This is a genomic window from Paenibacillus cellulositrophicus (assembly GCF_009363095.1).
Taxonomy (GTDB): Bacteria; Bacillota; Bacilli; order Paenibacillales; family Paenibacillaceae; genus Paenibacillus_AQ; species Paenibacillus_AQ favisporus.
In genome coordinates this window covers 2278252-2303296 of record NZ_CP045295.1, presented here as the reverse complement: position 1 = coordinate 2303296, position 25045 = coordinate 2278252, and the positions used below count along the sequence as shown (strand labels likewise).

The 25045-nt window shown below is 56.0% G+C and carries 19 protein-coding genes; 15 read left to right on the top strand and 4 right to left on the bottom strand.

Annotation, left to right across the window (positions count from 1 at the left end; translation table 11 throughout):
* Window positions 1–16: 16 nt before the first annotated feature.
* The 13 genes from GCU45_RS10500 (at window position 17) to GCU45_RS10440 (ending at window position 19083) form a co-directional block, all read left to right on the top strand.
* Complete coding sequence (locus GCU45_RS10500) at window positions 17–3157, top strand: beta-galactosidase, LacZ type (RefSeq protein WP_152398881.1); 3141 nt, start codon at window positions 17–19, stop codon at window positions 3155–3157.
* Entirely contained in the window at window positions 3150–3932 is a 783-nt protein-coding gene (locus GCU45_RS10495; RefSeq protein WP_152398880.1) for an SDR family NAD(P)-dependent oxidoreductase, read from the top strand. The genes GCU45_RS10500 and GCU45_RS10495 overlap by 8 nt, the downstream gene beginning before the upstream one ends.
* A gap of 97 nt (window positions 3933–4029) precedes the next feature.
* On the top strand, window positions 4030–5454 hold the full coding sequence (gene gcvPA / locus GCU45_RS10490) for an aminomethyl-transferring glycine dehydrogenase subunit GcvPA (RefSeq protein ID WP_152402951.1): 1425 nt from the start codon (window positions 4030–4032) through the stop codon (window positions 5452–5454).
* Entirely contained in the window at window positions 5451–7022 is a 1572-nt protein-coding gene (gcvPB, locus tag GCU45_RS10485) for an aminomethyl-transferring glycine dehydrogenase subunit GcvPB (RefSeq protein WP_152398879.1), read from the top strand. Before gcvPA ends, gcvPB begins: the two co-directional genes overlap by 4 nt.
* Before the next feature lie 296 nt (window positions 7023–7318).
* Window positions 7319–8515, top strand: coding sequence for a Gfo/Idh/MocA family protein (locus tag GCU45_RS10480; protein ID WP_152398878.1), 1197 nt, complete (start codon window positions 7319–7321; stop codon window positions 8513–8515).
* Between the two features lie 316 nt (window positions 8516–8831).
* On the top strand, window positions 8832–9584 hold the full coding sequence (locus GCU45_RS10475) for a response regulator transcription factor (RefSeq protein WP_152398877.1): 753 nt from the start codon (window positions 8832–8834) through the stop codon (window positions 9582–9584).
* A complete protein-coding gene (locus GCU45_RS10470; RefSeq protein WP_152398876.1) occupies window positions 9553–11235 on the top strand; it encodes a sensor histidine kinase in 1683 nt (560 codons plus the stop codon). Before GCU45_RS10475 ends, GCU45_RS10470 begins: the two co-directional genes overlap by 32 nt.
* A 164-nt stretch (window positions 11236–11399) precedes the next feature.
* Complete coding sequence (locus GCU45_RS10465) at window positions 11400–11705, top strand: Dabb family protein (protein ID WP_152398875.1); 306 nt, start codon at window positions 11400–11402, stop codon at window positions 11703–11705.
* 266 nt (window positions 11706–11971) lie between these two features.
* Window positions 11972–13609 carry an extracellular solute-binding protein gene (locus GCU45_RS10460; protein ID WP_152398874.1) on the top strand — a complete coding sequence of 546 codons (1638 nt, stop codon included), beginning with the start codon at window positions 11972–11974 and terminating at the stop codon, window positions 13607–13609.
* A 206-nt stretch (window positions 13610–13815) separates the two neighbouring features.
* On the top strand, window positions 13816–14685 hold the full coding sequence (locus GCU45_RS10455; RefSeq protein WP_244364612.1) for an ABC transporter permease: 870 nt from the start codon (window positions 13816–13818) through the stop codon (window positions 14683–14685).
* 18 nt (window positions 14686–14703) lie between these two features.
* Window positions 14704–15591 (top strand): carbohydrate ABC transporter permease, encoded by an 888-nt coding sequence (locus tag GCU45_RS10450; RefSeq protein WP_089548628.1) that lies wholly within the window; start codon window positions 14704–14706, stop codon window positions 15589–15591.
* 246 nt (window positions 15592–15837) lie between these two features.
* Window positions 15838–17715, top strand: coding sequence for a molecular chaperone HtpG (htpG, locus tag GCU45_RS10445; RefSeq protein WP_152398872.1), 1878 nt, complete (start codon window positions 15838–15840; stop codon window positions 17713–17715).
* Between the two features lie 201 nt (window positions 17716–17916).
* Entirely contained in the window at window positions 17917–19083 is a 1167-nt protein-coding gene (locus GCU45_RS10440) for an SEC-C metal-binding domain-containing protein (RefSeq protein ID WP_167527111.1), read from the top strand.
* A gap of 306 nt (window positions 19084–19389) precedes the next feature.
* Here the strand turns inward: GCU45_RS10440 and GCU45_RS10435 are convergent, their stop codons facing one another.
* Window positions 19390–20142: an SGNH/GDSL hydrolase family protein gene (locus GCU45_RS10435; protein WP_152398870.1), complete on the bottom strand. Its 753-nt coding sequence runs from the start codon at window positions 20140–20142 to the stop codon at window positions 19390–19392.
* Between the two features lie 153 nt (window positions 20143–20295).
* Here GCU45_RS10435 and GCU45_RS10430 point away from each other — a divergent pair, with 153 nt between their 5' ends.
* The gene (locus GCU45_RS10430; RefSeq protein ID WP_152398869.1) at window positions 20296–20568 is read left to right on the top strand and encodes a NifU N-terminal domain-containing protein; all 273 of its coding nucleotides are present in this window, start codon (window positions 20296–20298) and stop codon (window positions 20566–20568) included.
* A gap of 249 nt (window positions 20569–20817) precedes the next feature.
* Here the strand turns inward: GCU45_RS10430 and GCU45_RS10425 are convergent, their stop codons facing one another.
* The 3 genes from GCU45_RS10425 to GCU45_RS10415 are packed head-to-tail and all read right to left on the bottom strand — an operon-like array spanning window position 20818 to window position 23972.
* Window positions 20818–21918: a Gfo/Idh/MocA family protein gene (locus GCU45_RS10425; protein WP_152398868.1), complete on the bottom strand. Its 1101-nt coding sequence runs from the start codon at window positions 21916–21918 to the stop codon at window positions 20818–20820.
* A 5-nt stretch (window positions 21919–21923) separates the two neighbouring features.
* Window positions 21924–22772 carry a sugar phosphate isomerase/epimerase family protein gene (locus GCU45_RS10420; protein ID WP_152398867.1) on the bottom strand — a complete coding sequence of 283 codons (849 nt, stop codon included), beginning with the start codon at window positions 22770–22772 and terminating at the stop codon, window positions 21924–21926.
* Between the two features lie 36 nt (window positions 22773–22808).
* Window positions 22809–23972 (bottom strand): Gfo/Idh/MocA family protein, encoded by a 1164-nt coding sequence (locus GCU45_RS10415; protein WP_152398866.1) that lies wholly within the window; start codon window positions 23970–23972, stop codon window positions 22809–22811.
* Between the two features lie 207 nt (window positions 23973–24179).
* On the opposite strand from GCU45_RS10415, the gene GCU45_RS10410 reads away from it, so the two are divergent.
* Window positions 24180–25007 (top strand): AraC family transcriptional regulator, encoded by an 828-nt coding sequence (locus GCU45_RS10410; protein WP_152398865.1) that lies wholly within the window; start codon window positions 24180–24182, stop codon window positions 25005–25007.
* Window positions 25008–25045 lie beyond the last annotated feature (38 nt).

Sequence of the window (25045 nt, the reverse complement as noted above, 5' to 3'; positions counted from 1 at the left end):
GAAAGGAAGGGAAAGCATGCACAACACGAACCTGCCCCGGAATTGGGACGATCTCGCCGTGCTGGAAAAAAACCGGATGAAAGGCAGAGCCTATTTCATTCCTTATGCGGACGTCGTAGGGGCCTTGAGCGGCGACCGCGGAAGCTCGCCTTGGTTTCAATCGCTGAACGGCATTTGGAAATTTCACTATGCACGCAGGCCGGAGCTGGCGCCGGACGATTTTCGAGAAGAAGCGCTGGTCGGCTGGGACTGGGCGGACATTCGGGTGCCGGGTCACTGGCAGCTGCAGGGGTACGGCAGTCCGCATTATACGGACCTGGACTACCCGTTTCCGGTGGATCCGCCCCGGGTACCCAATGACAATCCAACAGGCAGCTACGTCAGGGAATTCGAGATGCCGCCCTATTGGCAGGGGAGGCGGATCACCGTCAAATTCGACGGCGTGGACAGCGCCTTTCATGTGTGGCTGAACGGATCGTTCGTCGGTTACAGCCAGGGAAGCCGGCTGACTTCGGAGTTTGACCTTACGCCTTATTTACAGCCGGGGGTCAACCGTCTGGCCGTCCGCGTATATCAGTGGTCGGACGGCAGTTACCTGGAGGACCAGGACATGTGGTGGCTGAGCGGCATCTTCAGGGACGTCTATCTGATCGCCGAGCCCGCCTCGATCCGCGTCGCCGATTACCGGGTGGTTACCGAGCTGGACGCAAAGTTTGAGCAGGGGATGCTGAACGTTCGGCTCGACCTGGAAGGGGTTGAACCGGACGGAGGCGTCGCGCTGCGGCTGCTTGACCCTAAGGGGCAGGAAGCTGCCTCTGCTAATGAATCGGTGCCAAACGGCTCCAGTACCTTGGATGTCAGCCTGCCCGTCGCTCATCCGGCTTTGTGGAGCGCAGAACATCCTGCACTGTACCATTTACTGATCATGGTAACGGACGCGCGCGGCAATCAGACCGAGATCATCGCGCAGCGGGTGGGATTCCGGCAGGTGGAAGTGAAGGACGGCAGATTCCTCGTAAATGGCAGGGCGATCCTGCTCAAAGGAGTCAATCGGCACGACCATCACCCGGATACCGGCCGAACCGTGACCTTGTCCACGATGCGGGAAGACATCCTGATGATGAAGCGCCACAATATCAACGCCGTCAGAACGGCCCATTATCCGAACGATCCGCGGTTCTATGAACTTTGTGACGAGTACGGGCTGTACGTGATGGAGGAGACGGATCTGGAGACGCACGGGTTTGAGCCGCTCGGGAACATTTCGCGCCTGAGCGACGATCCCGCCTGGACGGAAGCTTATGTCGACCGCGTCCGTCGGATGGTGGAGCGCGACCACAACCATCCTTCCGTCATCTTCTGGTCGCTCGGCAACGAGTCGGGCTTCGGCTGCAACTTCCGCGCCATGTCCGAGTGGTGCAAGGCGAACGATCCGACGCGCCTCGTGCATTACGAAGAGGACCGGGAAGCGGAGGTATGCGACATCGTCAGCACGATGTATTCCTCCGTGGAGAAGATGGAGGGCTTCGGGAAGCTGACGGACCATCCGAAGCCGCATATTCTGTGCGAGTTCGCCCATGCGATGGGCAACGGACCCGGCGGGCTGCGGGCGTATTTCGATACCTTCGAGAAGTTTCCCCGCCTGCAGGGAGGTTTCGTCTGGGAATGGATCGATCACGGCCTGCGCAGACGCGGGCGTGACGATTACGCCTACGGCGGCGACTACGGCGACGTGCCGAACAACGGAAACTTTTGTCTCGACGGCCTGGTCTTCCCCGACCGCACGCCGTCGCCTGGATTGATCGAATATAAGAAAATCATTGAGCCGGTTCGTGTGGAGTGGGCGGAAGCAGGCCGCATCCGCATCACGAACAAGTATGACTTTAGGACGCTTGAACATCTTCAGGCGGATTACAGCGTGACGGCAGATGGCCGTACCCTGCGCAGCGGTGTGCTGACCCTTCCGGCCGTAGGGCCGGGGGAATCGGCGGAGCTTGCGCTCCCCTTTGCGTGGGACCGTCCTGAAAGCGGTCTGGAAGCCGGGACGGAGCGGTGGCTGAACGTCGGCTTCACGCTGGCGGCCGACTGCAGCTGGGCGGAGCAGGGGCATGAAGTCGCCTGGACGCAGCTGGCGCTGCCTGCTGTGGCTCCGGCAGAGGCGTCACGGCATCAAGCAGCCCGGTCCGCCGAGACTGCGAGTCTGCGCCGGGCCCTATCCGTTCAGGAACGAGGGCATGCGCTGATCCTGGCAAGCGACCGGTTCCACTTGGAAGCGAGCAGCCTTGAACCCGGCATCACTTCGCTCCGGCTGAACGGCAAAGAGCTGATCCGGCGCGGACCGCGGCTGAACTTCTGGCGCGCGCCGATCGACAACGATATGTATGTGCTGGCGGACTGGCGGAAGGCGCATCTGGACCGGCTGACCGAGCGGGTGGACGATTTCCGCTGGGAGCGGCTTGGCGCGGACGCGGTCCGGCTGACCTGGTCCTCGCGGATCGCGCCGCCGGTATACGACTGGGGCTTCCGCTGCGAGACGTCGTACACAGTGACGGCGGACGGGCTCATCATCATGGACGTGGCCGGATCGCCGATCGGCACGCCGCCGTCCATGCTGCCGAAGATCGGGCTCCAGCTGCAGCTCCGAGGGGATTGTGAACGGGTGGCCTGGTACGGCCGCGGTCCCGGGGAGAGCTACTCGGACAGCAAGGAAGCCGGCCGCATCGGCGTGTACCGGAGCACGGTGGACGGCCTGTTTACGCCGTACGTATATCCGCAGGAGAACGGCAACCGCACCGATGTGCGCTGGGTTTCGATGGCGGACAGCGCCGGGCTGGGACTGCTTGCGGCAGGCTCACCCGTACTGGAGTTCAGCGCAAGGCGGTACACGGATCAGGATCTGGAGCAGGCGAAACACATGACAGAGCTCAAGCCGCGCGACTATATTACGCTGAACCTGGACTACCGGCAGAACGGGCTCGGCAGCAACAGCTGCGGTCCAGCGCAGGCGCCGGAGCACGCGGTGAAGCCCGAACCGTTCCGGTTCCGGATGCTGCTGCAGCCGTATATGGCGGAGGACCAAACACCGGAGCGGCTGAGCCGGCAGATGGCCGGGGAGGCCGCACGATACCCACTTAAGGAGGAGAACGAGGATGCTTAATACACAGGACGTTTTGAACTTGTCGGGGAAAGTGGCGGTCGTGACCGGAGGAGCTTCCGGCATCGGCCTGGCTACCGCCGAGCTCCTGGCGGGCTTCGGCGCTCACGCCGTGCTGATCGATATCAATGAGGCGGCCGGGGAGGCGGCTGCGGCAGGCATCCGGGCCGAAGGTGGCTTGGCTACCTTCCGCCGCTGCGACGTCACCTCGGCCGCGGACTGCGAACGGACCGCGGCTGAAATTGCTGCCGATTTGGGAGGCATCCACATATTGTTCAACAATGCGGGTGTCATCCGCCGCCAAAGCGTGACCGAGCTGGAGGAGCGGGATTGGGACCTGGTACTCAACGTGTCCCTCAAAGGCGTCTATCTCCTCTCGAAGTACGTCATTCCGGTGATGGAGCAGTGCGGCGGAGGCAGCATCATCAATACGGGCTCCGGCTGGGGTCTCAAGGGCGGGGACCGCGCTGCGGCCTACTGCGCCGCCAAGGCCGGCGTCGTGAACCTGACGCGGGCGATGGCGATCGACCACGGGCCGGCGGGCATCCGCGTCAACTGCGTATCGCCGGGCGATACGGACACGCCGCTGCTTCGGGACGAAGCCAAGCAGCTGCAGCAGGACGAGGCGTCGTTCCTCGTCGCCTCCGCCGGGGGACGCCCGCTCGAGAGGCTCGGCACGCCGCGCGATATCGCGAATGCGGTGCTGTTTCTCGCGAGCGACCTGTCGGCCTGGGTCACGGGCAGCGTGCTCGTCGTCGACGGCGGCGGGATCGCCTGACCCCAAGGCTTATCGATTTTTTCAACCCTATACAACTCATTCATTTCTTTAGTTCATTCTGTACAGAACGGAGGCGTTTACTTTGGCAGAACACAGAATGTATGCCCATCCTTATATACCGAATACCGTCCCGGAAGTCCGGGACGCCATGCTGCGGGAAATCGGACTGACGTCCATGGACCAGCTTCATGACGCCATTCCCGATCACCTGAAGCTGAAGCGGGAGATGGACCTCCCGCCGGCCATGAACGAATACGAGCTGCGCCGGCATATCGAAGGCATACTCGCCAAGAACAAGCACGGCGCGGATTACCTGAACTTTTTGGGGGCAGGCTGCTGGCAGCATTTTATTCCGGCGGTCTGCGACGAAATTAACCAGCGCTCCGAATTCGTGACGGCTTATGCCGGCGAGCCCTATGAGGATCATGGCCGCTTCCAGGCGCTGTTTGAGTATCAGAGCCTGCTGGCCGAGCTGGTGGATATGGACGTCGTCAACGTCCCTACCTTTGACTGGGCGCAGGCGGCGTCCACGGCGATCCGCATGGCTGGCCGCATCACCGGGCGACGCACGGCCCTTATTCCGCGCTCGGTCGATCCGGATAAGGTCGCCATCATCCGCAATTACTGCACGCCGGTCATGGACATCCGCATGGTGGAGATCGACCCGGCCACCGGAAAAATGGACCTGGCCGATCTGGAATCCAAGCTGGACGGGGACACCGCCGCCGTTTATTTTGAGAATCCCGGGTATCTCGGCATCATCGAAGACCAGGGAGCGGACATTTCCCGCCTCGCCCATGCCGCTCAGGCATTGTCGATCGTCGGGGTAGACCCGATCTCCCTCGGCGTGCTGGAGCCGCCGGCCCGCTACGGCGCGGACATCGTCTGCGGCGACCTGCAGCCGCTCGGCATGCATATGAACTACGGCGGGGGACAGGCCGGATTTATCGCAACCCGCGATGAAGAGAAATTCGTCATGGAATACCCGTCCCGGCTGTTCGGCATCGTACCGACGGAAGTGGAGGGAGAGTATGGCTTCGGCGACGTTGCGTACGAGCGCACTTCGTTTGCGCTGCGGGAGAAGGGCAAAGAATCCGTCGGCACGCAGACCGCCCTATGGGGCATTACGGCCGGCGTCTATTTGGCCCTGATGGGACCAAACGGCATGCAGGAAGTGGGCGGAACGATCGTCCAGAAGGCGAAGTATGCGGCCCTCCAGCTGTCCGGCATCCCGGGCGTATCGCTGCGCTTTGAGGGCACGCCATTCTTCAAGGAGTTCGTCGTCGACTTCAACGGAACGGGACGCACCGTGGCCGAAATCAACCGCCGGCTGCTTGACGAAGGGATTTTCGGCGGCAAGGATTTGTCGGCAAGCTATCCCGATTGGGGGCAGTGCGCCCTGTACTGCGTCACGGAAATTCATACCCAGGCCGACCTGGACCGCCTGGCCGGAGCCGTCCGCGCCATCGTAGGCGCAGGTGCTTCAGCGGCCGGAGCATCAGGAGAGGAGCAGACGCCATGAAACGGATTGTCAGGGACCGGAAGGTCCGCCAGTTCCACCAAGCCAAATGGGATGAGCCGGTCATCTTTGAACTGCACCGCGCGGGAGAGCGGGGCGTCATCCCGCCGCAGGCCGAGCCGGCTGTTGCAGCCGAAGCCGGCGGCGTGCAGGACGCAATTCCGGCGAACATGCGCCGCGGCCAGGCGCCTGCCCTGCCGGAGATCGGCCAGGCCAAGGTGCTGCGCCATTACCTGCGCCTCTCCCAGGAGACGCTGGGCTCGGATTTGAACGTCGAAATCGGGCAGGGTACCTGCACGATGAAATATATACCGCGGATCAACGAAATGCTGATCCGCAGCCCCCGCATGACCGAGCTCCATCCGCTCCAGGATGTGAGCTCGGTACAGGGCATGCTGGAAATCTACCACAGACTGGACCTTGCGATGCGGGAAATTTCCGGCATGGACGCCTTTAGCTTCCAGCCGAGCAGCGGCACCCAGGCGCTGCTGGCCATGGCTTCCATCGTGCGGGCTTACCATGACTCGCGCGGGGAGGGGGAGAAGCGCGACGAGATCATCACGACGATTTTCTCCCACCCGTCCCAGGCGGCGACCGCTGCCGTCAAAGGCTACAAGATCATCACCCTTCATCCGGACGAGGACGGATTCCCGGACCTGGAGAAGCTGAAAGCTGCGGTCTCCGAACGGACCGCCGGCTTCGTCGTGGCGAACCCGGAAGACACCGGCATTTATAACCACCGGATCCGCGAGTTTACGGACGCGGTGCATGCCGCCGGCGGGGTCTGTTACTATGACCAGGCCAATGCCAACGGCCTGCTCGGCATTACCCGCGCGAAGGAAGCGGGCTTTGACATGTGCTTCTTCAATCTGCACAAGACGTTTGCCGCGCCGCATATGTGCGGCGGACCGGCCACCGGCGCGCTCGGCGTGACGGACGCGCTGAAGCCGTTTCTGCCGGGACCGCTGGTGGATCAGGCGGTGGACGGGAGCTATGTCCTGCGGGAGCAGGGCGGCAGCAGCATCGGCAAGGTCCGCAGCTTCCACGGCGTCGCCCAGACGGTGCTCCGCGCCTACGCGTGGATTCTCAGCCTCGGTGCGGAAGGACTGAAGGATGTGGCGCAGACCGCTGTGCTGAACAATAACTATCTGTACCACAAAATCCTGCAGATCCGCGGGGCAAGCGCGCCGTACATCAAGGGCCGACGCCTGGAGCAGGTCCGCTACAGCTGGAAGCAGCTGACCGACGAGACCGGCGTCACGACCGAAGATATTACGCGGCGGATGTGCGACTTCGGCCTGCATTACTGGACGTCCCATCATCCGTACATCGTGCCCCAGCCGTTTACGCTCGAGCCGACCGAATCGTACTCCAAGGAAGATCTTGACGAGTACATCCATGCGCTGGAGCATATTTCAAATGAAGCGTACACGAATCCCGAGATGGTCCGGACGGCTCCTCATGCCAGCACAGTTCACCGCAACGATGAATCGTCCCTGGACGATCCGCGGCAGTGGTGCATTACTTGGCGCGCCTATCTGAAGAAGACCGAACCGTCAGCAGTGAAGTAACCACAAATGAACTTGTGAGACCAAGACCACAGCCGAACCGATGGCTCTGGTCTTTTTTTATGGACTTGGCCCCAATATAGTCTTCTTAGACATAATGGGGCGGCTGGCCAAGCCGGATCCGGGGGAGGAACAGGTCTTCAGGTTCCCTTACGCTCGTTATCCAAAAAACACGAAAAATTTGGAGAAGGAATAACCCTTTTTATAGAGAACTATGCTTGTATAGTCCATAAAACAGCCAAAGATGGACTGCATTATTCACAGCCAAAACAACCAAATATTTGGAGGAGTGATCGAGGGTGAAGGAGAAGGTGCGTGTTGGAATGATCGGTCTCGGCGCACGCGGCATGGGACTGCTGAGAGGAATCATCCTGCATATGGAAGATGTCGAGGTTGTCGCGGTTTGCGACCTGTATGAAGACCGCTGCGAGGAGGCGGCTGGATATGTCCAAGAGACAGGAACCGCCAGACCGCTGGTAACGACCAAATATCAGGAAGTTGTGGCCCTGCCGGGGCTGGACGCCGTTGTGATCGGCGCATCCTGGGCGGACCATATTCATATTGCTACGGCATGCATGGAAGCCGGGATCTACGTGGCAAGCGAAGTGGGCGGCGCCTATTCAGTGCAGGAATGCTGGAAGCTGGTGGAGACGTACGAGCGTACCGGCGTACCCTGCATGATTATGGAGAACTGCTGCTACGGACGCGAAGAACTGATGGTGCTGAACATGGTCAAGCAGGGCGTATTCGGCGACATCGTTCACTGCGCCGGCGGCTACCATCACGATCTGCGCGAAGAAATTGCCTACGGCATCGAAAACCGGCATTACCGCCTGAACAACTATATTCACCGCAACTGTGAAAACTACCCGACGCATGAGCTCGGACCCATTGCTCAGATCCTAGGCATCAACCACGGCAACCGGATGGTATCCCTCGTCTCCATGTCCTCCAAGGCCAAAGGCATGCATGAATACGTTGTCCGGGAGAGAGGCGCCGATTCGGCGCTTGCCCAGACCGAGTTTATGCAGGGCGATATCGTTACTACTGTTATCAAGTGCGCCCATGGCGAAACGATCACGATCACGCTCGACACGACGCTTCCCCGCTACTACTCCAGAGGGTTTACGGTCCGGGGCACGAAGGGGATGTATGTGGAGGAGAACCATTCCATTTACATCGATGGACAGCATGACGAGCACCACTTTGACTGGAAAAGCCAATGGGGCAACGCCGATTCCTTCCGTGAGCAGTATGAGCATCCGATCTGGAAGAAATTCATCAGCGAGGGCGTGAAGGGCGGCCACGGCGGCATGGACTGGCTGGTCTACTCCGAATTTATCGAATGCGTGAAGAACGGCACGGATACGCCGCTTGACGTGTACGATATGGCAGCATGGATGAGCATCTCGGCTCTGTCCGAGGAGTCGATTGCGCTCGGCGGTCATCCGGTGGCGATTCCGGATTTCACGAACGGAAAGTGGATGAGCCGTTAAACGATAAAGCGATATTTTAAGCGAAATTTCTCGAAAAAGTGACCTGCAGCCATTTCGGAGAAACTTTCCCGAATGTACAGGTTACGGGCGCTGGCGATGAAGCCGGCGCTCTTTTTTTTAACCGCCGTCCATCCTTACCCTATGAGCGAACAAATTTTTGAAAGCACTTTCACATCATATGATATAATGCAATAAAAGCAGACATACCTAATATATCAATCACTTCCACCGTTTGCATCGTTAAAGCGCAGCAGCCGCTTGCCCCTAAGGTCCTATCCCTGCATATCATTAGTTCATAAGGAGACGAGTCCGTACGATGTTTAATGTTCTTGTAGTAGACGATGAGCATGTTCAACGAGAGGGCATCAAAGATTTGATATCGGAATACCGGTTTCCGTTCCACGTGCTCGAAGCCGAGAATGGCCGCGCGGCCGAAACCATTTTGAACCGCCAACCGATCGATATTCTGATTACCGATGTCAAAATGCCGCTGATGAGCGGCCTCGAGCTCGGCAGGCTGGCGAAAAAAACGCAGGACAACCTCAAAATCGTCATCTGCAGCGGGTACGACGAATTCGAATACGCGAAAACTGCCATTAAGCTGGGCGTCGTCAACTATCTGCTCAAGCCGCTTGTGACCGAGGAATTTTTGGAGGTGATGGAGGAGATTACGCATATTCGCCCCCATGCCGGCGAGCCGGAGGTGGAATCGGAGGAATCGAAGGTGATCCGCCAGGTGAAGGAGTTCGTGAAGGATCACTTTCAGCGCGACCTGTCCCTGACGGAGGTGGCCAATGAGGTGTATCTGTCCCCTGGATACTTGAGCATTTTGTTCAAAAAAGAAACCGGGATGAACTTTTCCAAATATTTGATAGACCTCCGCCTCCGCAAGGCAGGCCATCTGCTGCTGAACTCCAATATGAAAATTAACGACATCGCGGCGTTTGTCGGCATCGACAACACCTCTTATTTTTGCCGGCTGTTCAAAACCAACTACGGCGTGAGCCCATTACAGTATAGAGAGAGCGGGAATGTCCATGCTTCACTGGATCAAGAGCAGGTTCAATGATATCCGGTTCCGCAACAAGCTGCTGCTGTCCCACCTTTTTATTGCGCTGATTCCCATTCTGCTGCTCGGCGTACTCGCTTTTATCCAATCCTATCGCATCCAAATGAAGGAGCTGAAGAGCGAAGCTGCGGCCAGTCTGGACCAAGTGGCGAACATTCTCGATTATAAAATCAACCGCTACAACACGCTGAGCGAATTTATCGTGCTGAACCGCGACTTTTCGAAATTGTTTACCCGGAACTATGCTGGCAATTACTTCGAGATGTTCCTTGATTTCCGGGATATTATGGACCCGCTCATCTCCAATACGAAAACGATGGACGACAATATCGAGGGCATTACGTTCTATACGTCCGGGGATTTGCTCGGCATCCGCGACAACATTTTGCCGCTCAGCGATTTGAAGCAAAAGCCGTGGTTTGACGGGTACCGGGGCAGGCATTGGGTGGTGGATGGCAGTCACGTCTATCTGGTGCAGGAGCTGATCAGCAATTTGAAGGACAGCAATTACATGGTGATCTCGGTCAATTACGACAGCATTTTCTCGGATATGGACAAGCTGTCGGATCATATTACCGTGCAGATCGAGGGCCCGCGGCAACAGCCGATCTTCCGGGAACAGAAGGCGGACCCGCCCGCGCAAGGGGCGACCCGGCTCGACCGGACGCTGAAAAGCAACGGCTGGACGATCCATTATTACCTGTCCAATGCGAATGCGTATGTCAACGCGCTGACGTTTTTTAAAATCACCCTGCTCGTTATCGCCTTAAGCCTGCTCGTCGCCTTTTTCCTGATTTATATCGTGTCGAACAACTTCACGAGGCGGATCATCCACCTCAAAAACAAGGTGGACAAGGTGGAGCAGAACAACCTGGACGTGGTCATCCAGAGCTCTTCCCGGGATGAGTTCGGGGAACTGACGAACGGCATCGGCAGGATGCTGGGGCGCATCAACAGTCTGATTCATCAGGTGTACCAGGCGGAAATCGCCAGGCAGCAGAGCGAGTACCAGCGATTGATCAATCAGATCAATCCCCACTTTTTGTACAATACACTGTCTTTTATACACTGGCGGGCCAAAAAGAAGCGTGATCTGGAAACCGGGTACATGGTATCGACGCTGGCCAAGTTCTACCGGACGACCCTGAACGGGGGCAGGGATATGGCGACGGTCGCAAACGAAATCGAGCATATCCGGGCGTATCTGGACCTGCAGCTCGTCATGAATGACGGGGACTTTGACGTGGAGTTTCAAGTGGATGAAGATACGGCGGATTTGAAAATCATTCACTTCGTGCTGCAGCCGATCGTGGAGAATGCAATCAAGCACGGATTCACCCATCCGGAGGCTGAGGAAACTCCGCGGATCGTCATTGCGTCGCGCCGGCAGGAGGGCATCCTGACGCTGAGCGTAACGGATAACGGCGTCGGTATGACCCCTGTCCAGGCCGCCAAGCTGCTGTCGGCCGAGAACGGGGGAACCGGCGTGAAGAACGTCAACGACCGGATGAGGCTGTATTACGGGCCGCCGTACGGCCTAGCCATCGACAGCGCCCCCGGGATGGGCACGACGGTCACCCTGACGTTTCCTGCGGGGCCGGCGGACACGGCGCCGAAGGGGCTAGTCGAGAGCGCGGCTGCCGGTCCATAGAGGGCGTAGATCAGCAGTTGCGAATGGAGCGTGTATCCGCTTCGAAGCGCCATTGGCCGGCAGGCCATCCTGTTTTTTAGCGTGCAGAAGGAAGAGCCGGCTTCCGTATGGAAAGAAGGTAAAGAAGGAAAGAAGGAAAGAACGCATAAGGAGGAAGAAACCATATGTTTGAACATTTGGTCTCATTTAAATTTAACCGCATTGTTGAGCCGGAGCTGGAGCAGGAGCTGCTCGGACTGCTGCGGGGGCTGAAAGATCAGATTCCCGGCATTGTTGAGCTTACGGCCGGCCTCAATGAAACGGAGGAAACGGAGAACATTCACGGGTTCAGCCTTGGGCTTCGCGTGACTTTCAAAGACCGCGAATCACTGCAGGCCTACGGGCCGTATCCGGCGCATCAGGAATTTGTCCGCAAACTCGATGGCTTGATCGAGCAGGTCGTGGTGGTGGACTACCCCGTTCAAGGCTGAGTATCAATAATAGTCGAGGCTGTGTGAAGCGGGCAGTCGTGCTGCCTGTTGGCATATACCGGGGTATTCCCATGCTCAACGTCTGGTAGTTGCCTCCAGAGCCAAAAGAGCGTTCCTTCGGGGCGCTCTTTTTGTGTGTCGATTCCGCCTGCGGGGCATTCATGAAAAAAGTGACACAGAACGGAAAAATGTGATATATACGATTTTTTTGCAACCGCATACAATTTTACTTGTACAAGGAATCGACATGAAAGGGGTTCAAAGGGATGAACAAGCGAAAAATATCGTCACTGCTGGCCGTCACGTGCATAACGGCGCTCATCGTCAGCGGATGCGGCGGCGGAAGCGGTAAGGCGGAGGACAAGGTTGTCAGCGAAAAGGACTACGAGCCGTACAGCAAGTACGAATCCCCGGTGGAGTTTACCATCGGACGCAATACGAGCCATACGAACAATCTGCCGAAGGGCGATTCGATTGAAAACAACATGGCGACCCGCTACGTCGAGAGCAAAGTGAACGTGAAGGCCAAGGTAGCCTGGGAGACCGACGATATGGACCAGAAGCTGTCCTTGTCGATGACGACCGGCGATCTGCCGGACGTGATGCTGGTCAGCCGCACGATTTTCAACCAGCTCGTGGACAATGATCTCATTGAAGATATGACCGAGGTCTATGAAAAAACCGCCTCCGAGGGTGTCAAAAACATCTACTCCTCTTATGGGGACCTGCTGCTCGACCAAGTGAAGGTGGACGGCAAAATCATGGGCCTGCCGATGACGAATATCGGCAACCAGCATCAGCTGCTGTGGATTCGCAAAGACTGGCTGGACAAGGTCGGCGGCAAGATGCCGCAGTCGGTGGACGATGTGTGGAACCTGGCCAGAACCTTTGTGGAGAAGGATGCCTCCGGAACCGGCAAGACGATCGGGTTCGGGATGAATCAGGACGCGATGAATTTTTCGCCGATATTTGCAGCTTATAATGCATTTCCAGGGCAGTGGATCAAGAAAGACGGCAAGGTCGTGTACGGCTCCGTGCAGCCCGAAATGAAAGAGGCGCTCGCCGATTTGGCCGAGCATTACAAGGAAGGGCTGATCGACAAGCAGTTTGCAGTCCGCTCGGACGAAGAGAAGGAAGCGCTGGTCATCAACGGCCAGGCCGGCATGCTCTTTAACCCATGGTGGATCGGATACACAAACTATAAGGATTCCATCAAGCAGGATCCGAAAGCCGAATGGGTGGCGGTATCCGCACCTGTAGATGAGAACGGCAAATTTAAAACGATCCGGCAGGACCCGGTCGGTGGAGGCATTGTTGTCGTGCGCAAAGGTTACCCTCATCCCGAGGCGATCATGAAATCGATCAACCTGACGACGGACTTCCTGTACTCGTTGACGGACGACGCCGTCCAGTACAAGAAGGAGCATGCCAGCGAAGGGCTGACCGACCACAGCCGCTGGAACAACGAGCCGACGCAAATTCCGATGCAGGTGGACTATGACGACGTGCTTAAGCGCTATTACGACGATATCATGAAGGCGGACAAAGCAGGCAGCGCCGACGGAATTCAGGAGGACCGCGTCGTGTCCTATGAAGCGTACCAGGAGTTCAAGCAAAAGGGGACTGCGATCGACGCCAATACATACGGCGAATATCTATCCCGGATCGAGGGGCAGCGGGAGGCGAACAACCCGAACCTCGAAGTGATTCCGGCCGGTTTCTACGGTACGACGGAGACGATGAAGCTGAAATGGGCCAACCTGCAGAAGATGGAGCAGGAAATGATGCTGAAGATCATTATGGGTCAAGCCAGTATCGATGCTTTTGATCAATTTGTGTCGACCTGGAAAAAGACCGGCGGCGATGAGATTACGCAGGAAGTAGAAGAGATGAGCAGCAGATAAAGGCGGTTTCTAGGCTTTGAAACGCATCGTCAGGGGGCCCGGCTACGGTTTGGCTCCCTGCGTTGTTCATACGGACCGTTTACCGGTCCCAGTCAATACATCCTGGATAAATGGAAGTGATAAGTATGTCTTCGCTGGAAGCAAGTCTCAGTACGGAGCGGCAGGTTTCGGGACGGATACGGAAGAAACGGAAGGCTTTTCATGAAATGACGTATCACTTCATGCTGCTGCCGGGCATGGTGCTGCTGTTCATTTTCTCCATCGTCCCGATGTTCGGCATCGTGATGGCCTTTCAGAAATTTATCCCGGCCAAAGGCATTTTCGGCTCCAAATGGGCCGGGCTGACTAATTTCACGTATATGTTTCAGCTCCCGGACGCGAAGCAAATTTTCGTCAATACGCTGGTTATCGCGGTCGGAAAAATCATACTGGGGCTGATCGTGCCGATCGTGTTTGCGCTGCTGCTGAATGAAGTACGCCTGAAGGTGTTCAAAAGCACCGTGCAGACGATCGTGTACCTTCCCCACTTCATGTCCTGGGTCGTGCTCGGCACGATGATGACGATGATTTTCTCTTATGACGGCATGGTGAACAACGTTCTGCAGCTGTTTGGGATGGACAGAACGATGTTTCTGGCCAGCAACACCTGGTTCAGGCCGCTGCTGATCGTGACCGACACCTGGAAGGAGTTCGGCTACGGAACGATCGTCTATTTGGCCGCCCTGACGGGCATCAATCCTTCGCTGTATGAATCGGCCGCTCTTGACGGGGCAAGCCGGTGGAAGCAGACGCTGAACATTACGCTGCCCGGAATTTTGCCGACGATCATCCTGCTCGGCACGCTGAGCCTGGGCAATGTGCTGAATGCCGGCTTTGATCAGGTGTTCAATATGTACAATCCCCTGGTATATCAGACCGGAGACATCATCGATACGTTCGTGTACCGGATGGGTCTGATCCAGATGCAGTATTCGTTTGCCACTGCGGTCGGCTTGATGAAATCGGTCATCAGCTTTGTGCTGATCGTCGTATCCTACAAGCTGGCTTCCAAATACGCCGGTTACCGGATTTTCTAGAAAGGGGCGCTGATTTGCATGATACAATCGAGAACGTTCGGGGCGCAGGCTTCCCGCTTCCTGATCATCCTGGTGCTGGTGCTGATCGCCTGCCTGTCCCTTGCCCCGATCATCAATACGATCATGGTGTCGGTGAGCAGCAGCACGGCGGTCAACGCGGGCAAGGTGTATTTTCTCCCGGTAGATATCAACTTCTCCTCTTACGTTAAAATTTTGGACGACGAGAAGTTTTGGAGAGCTTTCCTGGTGTCAGTGGAACGGGTCGCCCTGGGCGGAGCTATCAACATGGTGCTGACAATTCTGATGGCGTACCCGCTGTCAAGAACGGCCTCGCAGTTCCGGGCACGCAACGTCTATATGTGGATTATCGTGTTCACAATGCTGTTCAGCGGCGGCATTGTTCCCTGGTACATGGTCATCAGCAAGCTGGGATTGATCAACTCGATCTGGGCGCTTGTGCTGCCCGGCGCGGTACCGGTCTTCAACGTTATCCTGCTGATGAACTTTTTCAAAGGGATTCCGAAGGAGATGGAGGAGGCAGCCTTTATCGACGGGGCGGGTCCGCTGAAAATTTTGTGGCATATCTTCATCCCGGTGTCTCTGCCCAGCTTGGCGACGATCACTTTATTTGTCATCGTGGGCCACTGGAACAACTTCTTCGACGGGATCGTGCTGATCAACGACAGTCATAAGATCCCGCTGCAAACGTATTTGCAGCAGCTGAATTTGACCCGGGACCAAATGCAGAATCTGTCGGTTGAGCAGCTGCAGCAGTACAACAAGATCTCTAACACCACGCTCAACTCGGCCAAAATTCTCGTGTCCATGATCCCGATCCTGCTGATCTATCCGTTCCTGCAGCGGTATCTCATCCACGGTATCGTGCTGGGGTCGGTCAAGGAATAGCGGATCCTGATAGGCAAAACATGACAGCGACAATGAAGGACGGGGCTGACCGCGCAAGCTTTGCAAAAGGCTGCGGGGGCAGCCCTGTTCGGCGTTTACCGGGAATGGCCGCAAGGGACACGAAAGGAGTGCGGATAACCAATTGTTGACTTCAAAAATGAACTTATGTTATATAAAAATAAGAATAATTAGCACTCATTATGTTTGAGTGCTAAGATACTATGTTCGTTGAGGGGAGTATGCTAGATGGCCATGAAAGAGTTTAAAGCCGAGTCGAAACGACTGCTTGAAATGATGATCAACTCCATTTATACGCAGCGGGAGATTTTTTTGCGCGAACTCATCTCCAACGCCAGCGACGCTATCGATAAAATCTATTATAAAGCGCTAACAGACGACCAGCTGGTTTTCAATAAAGACGATTATTACATCCGGATCACGCCGGATAAAGAAGCCAGAACGCTGACGATTTCCGATACGGGCATCGGGATGACGCAGGAGGAGCTGGAGAATAATCTGGGCGTCATCGCAAAGAGCGGGTCGCTGGCCTTCAAGAACGAGAACGAAGCCAAGGACGGCCACAACATTATCGGCCAGTTCGGGGTCGGCTTCTATTCGGCCTTCATGGTGGCGGACCGGGTGACGGTCATCACCAAGGCGCTTGGCTCCGATACGGCGTACAAGTGGGAGTCTGCGGGAGCGGACGGATATACGATCGAGCCTGCAGCGAAGGATACCGTGGGTACGGAAATCGTGTTGAAAATCAAAGAAAACACGGAAGAAGACAATTACGATGAGTTTCTGGAGGATTACCGTCTCCGGACGATCATCAAGAAGTACTCGGATTTCATCCGGTACCCGATCAAGATGGACGTCACAGGACATCGTCCGAAAGAAGGTGCGGACGGCGAGTTCGAGGAATACAGCGAAGAGCAGACCGTGAACAGCATGGTTCCGATGTGGCGCAAGAACAAGGGCGAGCTGACCGATGAGGACTACGTCAACTTTTACAACGAGAAGCGCTACGGGTTTGACAAGCCGCTGACGCATGTGCACATCAAGGCGGACGGCGCCGTTGTGTACAACGCGATCCTGTTCATTCCGGAGCACACCCCGTTCGATTATTATACGAAAGAATACGAGAAGGGGCTTGAGCTTTACTCGAACGGCGTCCTTATTATGGAAAAATGCGGCGACCTGCTCCCGGATTACTTCAGCTTCGTCAAAGGGATGGTTGATTCCGAAGACCTGTCGCTGAACATTTCCCGAGAAATGCTGCAGCATGACCGGCAGCTGACGCTGATCGCGAAAAATATCAAGAGCAAGATCAAGAGCCAGCTGCAGACGCTGCTAAAGGATGAGCGCGAGAAATACGAGACGTTTTACCAGGCGTTCGGCAGACAGCTGAAGTTCGGCGTGTACAACAACTACGGCGCGGATAAGGACGTGCTGCAGGATCTGCTGCTGTTCACCTCTTCCAAGGAAAAGAAGCTGGTGACGCTGGACGAATACGTATCCGGAATGCCGGAGGATCAGAAATATATTTACTACGCCGCCGGCGAATCCGTGGAGCGGCTTGAGAAGCTGCCGCAGACGGAAATGGTGGCCGATAAGGGCTACGAAATTTTGTACTTCACCGACGATATCGACGAATTTGCCATCAAAATGCTGATGAAGTACAAGGACAAGGAATTCAAGTCGGTATCAAGCGGCGATCTCGGTATCGAGACGGAAGCGGACAAAAAAGATGAAGCGGCGGAGACGGAGAGCAAGGAGCTCTTCGAGGAGATGAAGAACATTCTCTCGGGCAAGGTGAAGGAAGTCAAGGCTTCCAAACGGCTGAAGTCCCACCCGGTCTGCCTGTCCACAGAAGGCGATTTGTCGATCGAAATGGAGAAGGTGCTCAAAGCGATGCCGAGCGGCCAGGACATCCAGGCCGACAAGGTGCTGGAGATCAACATTCACCACGAGGTGTTCCAGTCCCTGAAGGATGCTTATGACAAGGATCGCGAGAAGCTGGGCCTGTACACGAACCTGCTGTACAACCAGGCGCTGCTGATCGAAGGGCTGCCGATCCAGGATCCGGTCGAATTTACGAACGATATTTGCAAAATTATGGTGTAAGCTAAGCTCCTACCCGACCTGCGGCAGAATGCTTGACAGGCGGTACAACCCGGCCTGCCGGAGTTTTGACCTCCGGGCCGGGTTCCTTTTTTTGCCGGAGAGCGGGCTGCGAAGCGAACATCGTGTATAATGGTAGAAGGGCGCAGGGTGATGCCTTAACCGGTCATGCTGCGCATGCTTAATAACGAAGAAGAGGTGTACATGTTGGAAGACCCTACGTTACAACTGGAACAAACAAACATACAGCACGCCATCATCGGCGAACCCATGACCAGCTTGTCCGAGATTTTGCTGAGCCTGACCAAGACGAGGCTGTCCGCGCTGGCTTCCGTCCACAGCATCACAGGTCGTTCCAAGATGAAGAAAGAAGAGCTTGCCGAAGCGCTGTCGGATTACGTCACGAATACGGAGCATTTGTCGTCCATGCTGCTCCAGATGGATGGTGCCGAATGGAGCCTGTTTGAGACGCTCCTTCAGGAGTCTTCCGTTCAAGATAATACGATTCCATACGGGGATTATGCCTTTTTGCTGGATCGCGGGCTCGTATTCAGCTTTTTCTCGGAAGGTCAGCTGCACCTGATCATGCCGGAAGAAATAAGGGACGCCATCCGCAAGGCTGATCTGCCTGCTTTGAAACAGCAGCACGGCCAGCACCAGCTGGCTTATCAATATATTGTTGCCGCATCCCATTTGTACGGAGCGGTTAAGGTGGACAAGCTTCTTGAGATCTACAACGCCCAGAATGAACAGGCGCTGAGTGCGAAGGAGCTTCTGAATGAAGTGAACGAGGCGATCGGCCGGGGCGAGAACCTGCTCCTTCACGGCGGATACATCGTGAACAGCTATCTGCTCCACGACCTGGACGAGCAGAAGATCAACGACTGGATCGCGAAGGTCGAAGGGAAACCGTATTATGTTCCCGACCAAGAGGAGCTGCTCCGGTATGCGGACGAGACGTATTTTGAATTGACGCCGCAGCTGTCCGCGCTGCAGCAGTACGTGCTGCGGGAGCTGTGCAAGGACCAGGAGACGGTGGAATACCTGATCGACGATCTCCAGCTGGCGTGTGCCAAGGGTTCGTCGATTCAGGATCTGATCTACGAATTCGAGAGCCGCAAAATCAATTTCAAAAACCCGCTTCAGGCCCAGCAGACGATTCAGCTGCTGACCGAGGTCTATAACCATACCCGGATGTGGGCCAATAACGGCTTTACCCTGGTGGAGCTTCAGGCCATTGCCGATGGCGTTAAGCCGGAGCTGGTGAAGCTGGTGAACATTTCCGCAGCGGATACCGTGCCGAAGGTGGGACGCAACGAGCCGTGCCCTTGCGGCAGCGGGCTGAAGTACAAGAAGTGCCACGGAAAATAAACGCTTATCGCTCTATTTATCCTATATAGATCATCAACTATAAGAGCGGCAGTCCGGACATGAACGTCATGTCCCGGGCTGCCGTTTTTGCGTTTCCCTCTTTTCATATGATCCAGCGCCTATGGATTGATTCCGAACAGACAAAAAGGCTGTCCCCCAGGTGAAGTCACCTGATAAGGAAGCCTTTTTTAGTACAAACCGAGTCTGGAAGCATGGTACGTCTATGGAATTGGATTTTCCAGCAAACGGATGAATGAAACGCAAAAAATGCATCTAATTTCAACTAAACTCGCATGATCCTCTCATTTACGCCTCGCAGCCTTTCGTATTGTCTTTCAGCAAATGTCCGTAATTGGCTTTGACGAACTCGAGAACCTTGTCGTAAATGATACGATGGCCGTCCCGGTTCGGATGGATGCCGTCGGAGCAGATGAATTGGGTAAAGTCCGGATGGGCTAGAAAAGCACCCCGCACGTCGATGTATTTGGTCTTTGTCAGCTCGGACACCTTGAGGATCGTCGAATTGTAACGCTCCTGCCACCAGTAGATTTTGGTGACGCTGCCGAGAAACTTCATGATGTTTCGCTCCGCTTCGGGGTTATCCTGGCTGACCCACTTGAAGTATTTATCCGCGTTGAGAGGAGGGAGGCTCATGAGGACCGGCGTAATCGACTGGCTTTTCAGAAAATTCACCGTATCCGTCAGCATTTTCTCAAACAGCGTAAAATCCGTCTTGGGACGGTGCTCCGCGTCCGGATTGCTGACAATTTCGCTCCAGTTAAAATCGCAATCGTTGCCGCCGTATTCAATCAACACCATGCTGGGCTTGCCTTTCAGAATTTCTTTCTTCAGGCTGCCGATGCCCTTCATCAGCGTATTGCCGAATCTCGCCGTGTTTTTTACGGCTCCCTTTAGTTTGTCCTGAAGAAGGGATACGTAATTATCCTCAAGGATGACATATTTGCTGCGCGTTTCATCATACACGACCCCCTTGGAAATCGAGTCCCCGGAAACGATGTACGTGGCGTCCATTCCGGGCTGCAGTCTGCTGTCGCTCATTTCTTCACCTCTCCCTAACCGTTCAATTCCTTTTATTGTAATCCAGCGTTTCGCCAAGCGCAAATGATGTCGCTTTCACTTCTGAAGGGCGAATTGGTTTTGGTGGATAATGGACAATATGGTACAGTTATAGGCAGAAAGGAGTGATTAAGCATGGCCGTATCCATTCAAATTCAGCAGACCCCGAACCCGCACTCGCTTAAAGTCAATGCTAGCCAGAGCCTGTTCGAAGGACCGAAAAGTACCTCACTGAAAAAAGGGGACGACACCGACCATCCGCTCGCCGGCGCGCTGCTCAGCATCGATGGGGTAGATAACATTTTTGGCATCGGGTCGTTCGTCACCGTCAGCAAAATGCCGGATGCCGATTGGGAGAACATCGTTCCGAAAATCGAAGAGGCGTTTACCAACGTTTACGGGGAGTAGTGACAGAATAATAGCCACAGCCACAGCCCCCGCACGTGCATGACACATAACCTAATGGCATGGCTATTCTTTATTCGATGGATGCCCTAACGAAATAGATCCAAATCCGGATGGAATGAAAAAAAGCTCCCGCCGTGCTCTTAACCTCTTAACACAGAGGGGGAGCGCGATAAGGAGCTTTTTGCTTATGGAAAAGTCGTCAATCCTGGCAGACCGTTAATTTAACACGCGGTCGGGCAAGAATTGTGGCTACGAATTCGTCTGCAGCACCTGATCGATACGTACGGCTGCCTCCTGCGCCTTGAGGCACAGTTCGGCCGCTTTGAAGCAGTGTTCCTGGGTCATGGCGTTCTCGGTCCGGTTCAGGCAGTCGAGAATGAGCTGGCCGAAGTAAGGGTAGCCTACTTTGCCTTTGACTTCGAAGTGCTGCTCGCCGTCCCTGTTCACCAGGTAGACATGGTCGCCGCGCGGATCGCGGGCGATGTCGATATATTTGCGCAGCTCGATATAGCCTTCGGTGCCGAGGATGATCGTCCGGCCGTCGCCCCAGGTGCCGAGACCGTCCGGCGTAAACCAGTCGACCCGGAAATACTGGGTGGCGCCATTGTCGCCTACCAGGGTCGCGTCGCCGAAATCCTCGAGCTCGGGATAGTCCGGGTTATTGTAATTTGCTACTTTGCTGTGCAGAACCTTGGCGTCCTTGCAGCCGGCATAGAACAGGAACTGTTCGATTTGGTGGCTCCCAATATCGCACAGAATGCCGCCGTATTTTTCCTTCTCAAAAAACCAGTCCGGACGCGACGGCGCATTCAGCCGGTGCGGGCCGAAGCCGGTCACCTGGATGACACGGCCGATGGCTCCTTTTTGCACGAGCTGTCCGGCATAGACCGCTGACTCCACATGAAGCCGCTCGCTGTAATAGACGGCGTATTTTTGACCGGTCTCCTTAACCTTCCGGCGCGCCGCTTCCAGCTGGTCCAGCGAAGTGAACGGCGTTTTGTCCGTAAAATAGTCTTTTCCTGCGTCCATCACCTGCAGTCCAAGAGCACAGCGTTCGCTGGGCACCGCAGCTGCGGCCACCAATCGGACCTCCGGATCCCCGAGCACCTGCTCAAGGCTGTCCGCGATCTGAACCTGCGGGAACTTGTCGGCAAAAGCCTGGCTTCTCGCCAGTTCCGGATCGTAAACCCATTTCAGCGTCGCCCCGGCTTCGATCAACCCGTTGCACATGCCATAAATATGCCCGTGGTCCAGGGCCGCCGCCGCAAACACAAACTCTCCCGGTTCAACAACATGGTTCGGCTTGCCTTCCGGCGCGTAGTTCATTCCGTCTTTATTTTGTGCGGTCATGAAGGTCACATCCTTTCGCGCATGAGCTGGGCGAATTCCTTCAGCAGCTCACGCGACGTGTATTGTTCGCTGAAATCCTCGATGCCCAAGTAGCCGTCATAGCCGACGGATTTCAGGTCATTGAGCAGTGAGGTGAAATCTACGATGCCTTCGCGCATCGGCGTCCATTTCGAACGCCATTTGACGGTTCCGTCTTCACGCGTTCCCTCGCGGACCCACTCGGCGTTTTTGATGTGAACGTGGGCGAGGTAGGGACCGAGAAGCTGAAGGCCCATCCGGGAATGCTCGAAGCCTTCGTGGATCATGTTGCCCGGATCGTACAGAACGCCGATATGGTCCGGGCTGCAGTGGCTGACCAGGCGGTGGGCGAGACCGGCGCTCGGCGCGATCGTGCCGTGATGGGTTTCGATGATGCCTTTGACGCCGTATTGCTTAGCCATTGGCTCGGCCTCTTTTAAATAACGGAGCGTCTTGTCGTACAGCTCGTTGTAGTCTGCGGTCCCGTTATAACCGGCCACGCCGAGCCGGATCATTTTCGCCCCAAGCTGCTGGGCCGTCCGGAATACATGCTCCGTATCCTTCAGGTCCAGATGGTTCAGATAGGGAGTGATGCTTACGACCTCAAGTCCCTGCGCAAGGGACAAGTCTTTGAATTGCTGCATTTGGTCCGCGGGAAGGGAGGGGTCGATCGAGCACAAATTGTTGCTCCAGAACGACGGCTTCTCGCTTGCAGCGCCTGCGGGAACTTCCTTGAAGCGCCATTCCACGCCGTCCAGTCCGGCTTCCTTGGCGGCCAGTACAAGCTCTTCAGGGGTCAGATCCGGGGTGACGACGGTAAATACCGATAGTTTCATAGGGCGATTCTCCTCTTATTGAAAATGGACTGTCTATCAGTGAGTTCCGGATACGTCCAGCACCTTACCGCCGGCGGTTTCCTTGCGGAACGTCGAGTTTTTGATCTTCTCCTGCAGCTTGTCGTAGAACAGATCCTCGTCGAGCGGAAGGTCCACCCAATCGTCTGTCCAGGCCGACAGATGCATCGCGTTCGAGATCGTCAGGCCGCGGATGCCTTCTTCGCCCGGGGCGATCAGCTTCTCGCCATGCAGCAGGGCATTGGTGAAGTTCTGTAAAATCCCGTTATGCTGAGGCCCGTGTCCCCCGTGCACCGGAATGTCGCATTTCCAGCATTCCGGCTGGCCGAATCCGCCTGTATATTCCGCGTTGAATTGCGGCTCGGGCACGCGCAGGCGCCAGAAGGTGATTTTGTCGTCTTCGACGACGATTTTGCCGTTATCTCCGGAGAGCTCGAAACGGTTCGTTCCGGGTGCCTCGCCTACGGTGGTCACGAATACGCCGGTAGCTCCGTTTTCATATTCGACATATGCGGTGACGTCATCTTCGACTTCAATATTGCGGTATTTTCCAAAGTGGCAAAAAGCGCGCACGCGCTTCGGCATCAGGCCGGTCGTCCACTGCCACAGGTCCAGCTGGTGCGGATCCTGGTTCAGCAGCACACCGCCGCCTTCGCCAGCCCAGGTGGCCCGCCATCCGCCCGAATTATAGTAGCTCTGCGAGCGGTACCAGTTGGTAATGATCCAGTTGGTCCGCTTGATATTCCCCAATTCTCCGGACTGCACCAGGTCGCGCAGCTTGGTATACAGCGGGGAGGTCCGCTGGTTGTACATAATGCCGAACAGTTTGCCCGATTGGGAAGCGGCCTCATTCATTTCACGAACCGCCTTGGTGTAGACTCCGGCCGGTTTTTCGACGATGACGTGGTAACCGCTCTCAAAAGCCTGGATCGCCAGCACCGGATGATCATAATGCGGAGCGGCGATCAGGACGGCATCCATCGCTTGCGAAGCGAAGAACGCCTCCGGTGTGTCGAACTTTTGCACCGATTCCGGCAGATGGGCCTGTGCCCACTCCAGACGGGCGGGGCTTGTATCGCAAATCGCCGTCAGCTGCGCCCCCTTGATTTTATCCACCAAATTCAGTGCATGACTGCTTCCCATATTCCCGATGCCGATAACGCCGTATCGTACTTGCTCCATCTAAATGATCCCGCCTTCCCATGGATTATGATCAAAGTTTGCAGGCATGTAAGCCATTGCATCTCCCTCAAGCTTAGCCCGAATGGCATGGGAAGCAAATGGCTAAGATTAAGAGGGTTTTGCACAAAATTAAGGTGTTTTCGTAAAATGGGGATGATACAATGGCATTACATTGGACGACTATTTTCTATATAAGGAGGGTCATTTATGGCACAGGCCATGCAGCTCGGCGCACGGCTGCCGGAAGGGCTTCGGGTACATATCAGTCACGTCCAGCTCAAAAGCGGCTTTCCCGACTGGAACCGGGCCGAAGTCGCCCCGAGCTTCCACCGGCTCTATTACATCACCGAAGGCGAAGGATCGGTCGTCATCAACGGCGTGACCTATTACCCCAAGCCGAACCAGCTGATGATCATGCCTGCGGGGACGAGCCAGACGACCTACACGTCCAAGGAAAATCCATACACGCGGTATTTCTGCCATTTTGACGCTCAGGTAGGGGAGTGGCCCTTGTTTCATGCAGACAGCAAGCTCTACATCAGCGATGTCGGCGACCCGGAGTTTATTCGAAGCACTTTTAACGAGATGATCGGCCAATTTCAGGCGGGAGGTCCTTTTGCGGCCCTGCGCATGCAGGCTGGTCTGCTGCACATGCTGGCTAGCTGCCTGGAAGAGGGGGGATACACCGACTATTGGATCGATTTCATGCACCATACGGAAGGGAACAAGCTGGGCGGTGTGCTGCAGTACATTCATGACCATCTTCATGAACCGATGGAGATCGAAAAGCTGGCCGAGATCGTCCATCTGCATCCGAACTACTTTATCCCTTATTTTAAAAAAGCGATGGGCTGCACACCGATGCATTACGTCCAGCGCAAGCGTATGGAGGAAGCCAGACGCCTGCTATCATTTACGAACGCGCCCGTAGCGGACATTGCCGATCAGCTCGGAATGCAGCTGTCGCACTTTTCCCGGCAGTTCAAGGGGCATACCGGCATGTCGCCGACGGAGTATCGGGCGTGCACGCGGTAAGAATTATCCGGTATGGAGCAAGGAAAACCCGCCTGCGC

What these genes read in the sequence shown, in the direction of transcription:
- GCU45_RS10500 (WP_152398881.1), top strand. Translation starts at nt 17, where the DNA reads ATGCACAACACGAACCTGCCCCGGAATTGGGACGATCTCGCCGTGCTG.
- GCU45_RS10495 (WP_152398880.1), top strand. Translation starts at nt 3,150, where the DNA reads ATGCTTAATACACAGGACGTTTTGAACTTGTCGGGGAAAGTGGCGGTC.
- gcvPA (WP_152402951.1), top strand. Translation starts at nt 4,030, where the DNA reads ATGTATGCCCATCCTTATATACCGAATACCGTCCCGGAAGTCCGGGAC.
- gcvPB (WP_152398879.1), top strand. Translation starts at nt 5,451, where the DNA reads ATGAAACGGATTGTCAGGGACCGGAAGGTCCGCCAGTTCCACCAAGCC.
- GCU45_RS10475 (WP_152398877.1), top strand. Translation starts at nt 8,832, where the DNA reads ATGTTTAATGTTCTTGTAGTAGACGATGAGCATGTTCAACGAGAGGGC.
- GCU45_RS10470 (WP_152398876.1), top strand. Translation starts at nt 9,553, where the DNA reads ATGCTTCACTGGATCAAGAGCAGGTTCAATGATATCCGGTTCCGCAAC.
- GCU45_RS10465 (WP_152398875.1), top strand. Translation starts at nt 11,400, where the DNA reads ATGTTTGAACATTTGGTCTCATTTAAATTTAACCGCATTGTTGAGCCG.
- GCU45_RS10460 (WP_152398874.1), top strand. Translation starts at nt 11,972, where the DNA reads ATGAACAAGCGAAAAATATCGTCACTGCTGGCCGTCACGTGCATAACG.
- GCU45_RS10455 (WP_244364612.1), top strand. Translation starts at nt 13,816, where the DNA reads ATGACGTATCACTTCATGCTGCTGCCGGGCATGGTGCTGCTGTTCATT.
- GCU45_RS10450 (WP_089548628.1), top strand. Translation starts at nt 14,704, where the DNA reads ATGATACAATCGAGAACGTTCGGGGCGCAGGCTTCCCGCTTCCTGATC.
- htpG (WP_152398872.1), top strand. Translation starts at nt 15,838, where the DNA reads ATGGCCATGAAAGAGTTTAAAGCCGAGTCGAAACGACTGCTTGAAATG.
- GCU45_RS10440 (WP_167527111.1), top strand. Translation starts at nt 17,917, where the DNA reads ATGTTGGAAGACCCTACGTTACAACTGGAACAAACAAACATACAGCAC.
- GCU45_RS10435 (WP_152398870.1), bottom strand. Translation starts at nt 20,142, where the DNA reads ATGAGCGACAGCAGACTGCAGCCCGGAATGGACGCCACGTACATCGTT.
- GCU45_RS10430 (WP_152398869.1), top strand. Translation starts at nt 20,296, where the DNA reads ATGGCCGTATCCATTCAAATTCAGCAGACCCCGAACCCGCACTCGCTT.
- GCU45_RS10425 (WP_152398868.1), bottom strand. Translation starts at nt 21,918, where the DNA reads ATGACCGCACAAAATAAAGACGGAATGAACTACGCGCCGGAAGGCAAG.
- GCU45_RS10420 (WP_152398867.1), bottom strand. Translation starts at nt 22,772, where the DNA reads ATGAAACTATCGGTATTTACCGTCGTCACCCCGGATCTGACCCCTGAA.
- GCU45_RS10415 (WP_152398866.1), bottom strand. Translation starts at nt 23,972, where the DNA reads ATGGAGCAAGTACGATACGGCGTTATCGGCATCGGGAATATGGGAAGC.
- GCU45_RS10410 (WP_152398865.1), top strand. Translation starts at nt 24,180, where the DNA reads ATGGCACAGGCCATGCAGCTCGGCGCACGGCTGCCGGAAGGGCTTCGG.